Origin of the sequence: Mesorhizobium sp. M7A.F.Ca.CA.002.15.2.1 (genome assembly GCF_003998715.1) — a bacterium.
GTDB classification, from domain to species: Bacteria; Pseudomonadota; Alphaproteobacteria; order Rhizobiales; family Rhizobiaceae; genus Mesorhizobium; species Mesorhizobium ciceri.
Genome location: NZ_RZPI01001054.1, coordinates 1 through 1,142, shown reverse-complemented (window position 1 = coordinate 1,142; position 1,142 = coordinate 1). Strand labels below are relative to the sequence as shown.

3 protein-coding genes are annotated in these 1,142 nt (G+C 59.5%); 2 read left to right on the top strand and 1 reads right to left on the bottom strand.

The window, feature by feature from the left end:
• Together ENZ74_RS32525 and ENZ74_RS32520 are read left to right on the top strand one after the other, a co-directional pair.
• Positions 1-562, top strand: a 562-nt coding sequence (locus tag ENZ74_RS32525) for an SDR family oxidoreductase (RefSeq protein WP_127313321.1), incomplete at its 5' end; no start/stop codon positions are given.
• 40 nt (positions 563-602) lie between these two features.
• Entirely contained in the window at positions 603-752 is a 150-nt protein-coding gene (locus tag ENZ74_RS32520) for a hypothetical protein (RefSeq protein ID WP_013531568.1), read from the top strand.
• Between the two features lie 59 nt (positions 753-811).
• Here ENZ74_RS32520 and ENZ74_RS32515 read toward each other — a convergent pair.
• A partial coding sequence (locus ENZ74_RS32515; protein WP_164761430.1) for a DUF892 family protein occupies positions 812-1,142 on the bottom strand: 331 nt, incomplete at its 5' end.

Sequence of the window (1,142 nt, the reverse complement as noted above, 5' to 3'; positions counted from 1 at the left end):
AGAGGCCGATGTCAGCGAACGCAGCCACTGCCACAAGGCGGTCATGGAGACCGTTGAAAAATTCGGCCGCATCGACGTGCTGGTCAACAATGCTGCGTTCCAGATCCATTCCAGCGACTTCGGCGAGCTCACCGAAGAACATTTCGACACGACGTTGAAGACCAATCTTTACGGCTATTTTCATATGGCGCAGGAAGCGGTGCCGCACATGAAACCCGGTTCGGCGATCATCAACACCGGTTCGGTAACCGGTATCGACGGTTCAAAACAGCTGGTCGACTATTCGATGACCAAGGGCGGCATTCATGCTTTCACGCGGGCCCTGTCGGGCAATCTCATCGGCAAGGGCATAAGGGTGAATGCGGTAGCACCGGGTCCGGTGTGGACGCCGCTCAATCCGTCGGACAAGGAAGCTGACGACGTCTCGAAATTCGGCGCCGACACGCCAATGAAACGACCAGCGCAACCGGAAGAGCTCGCGCCGGCCTATGTGTTCCTCGCTTCGCCGCATTGCTCGAGCTACATCACCGGCGAAATCTTGCCCGTCGTCGGAGGGTACTGAGGATGGCCGAAACGAAGTCCGCAACGAAGGAGTAGGATGGATGGGCCGTCTGCTTTTCATGGTGGCGTTCGCTTGTGTAGCGTATCGCATCTACACGGAAACCGCAGGGTCTGCTCGGCATGTGCCGCAGGATGACGGTGAGGCGCTGCGCAAGCAATCAGCGGCACTGGGCGTCGACCCGTCTCGCTGACGGGATGGAACCTACCGGCAATCCGGCCGGCCGAGTTACCAGCCGGCCGGATTGCAGCCTTATTCGGCTGCCTGCAGGTTGATCTTGCTTTCCGCCATTTCGGTGAGCTTGCGATCTGTCGCCTGTTCTTCCTTGAGATTCTTGGCCAGCACATTGGCGCAGTCGGTGCGGCCAAGCTGCTTGGCCCAGGCGATGAGCGTGCCGTAGCGCGTCATCTCGTAGTGTTCGACGGCCTGCGCCGAAGCAATCAGCGCCGCGTCGAGAACCTCCTTGTCATCGACGTCACCGCTCACATCGTCGGCCTCCTCGAGAATGCCGTCGATTGCCGGACAGTTGACCTCCTTGGCCTTGACGCCATGCAACTCAAACACCTGTTCGACGCGCTCGACA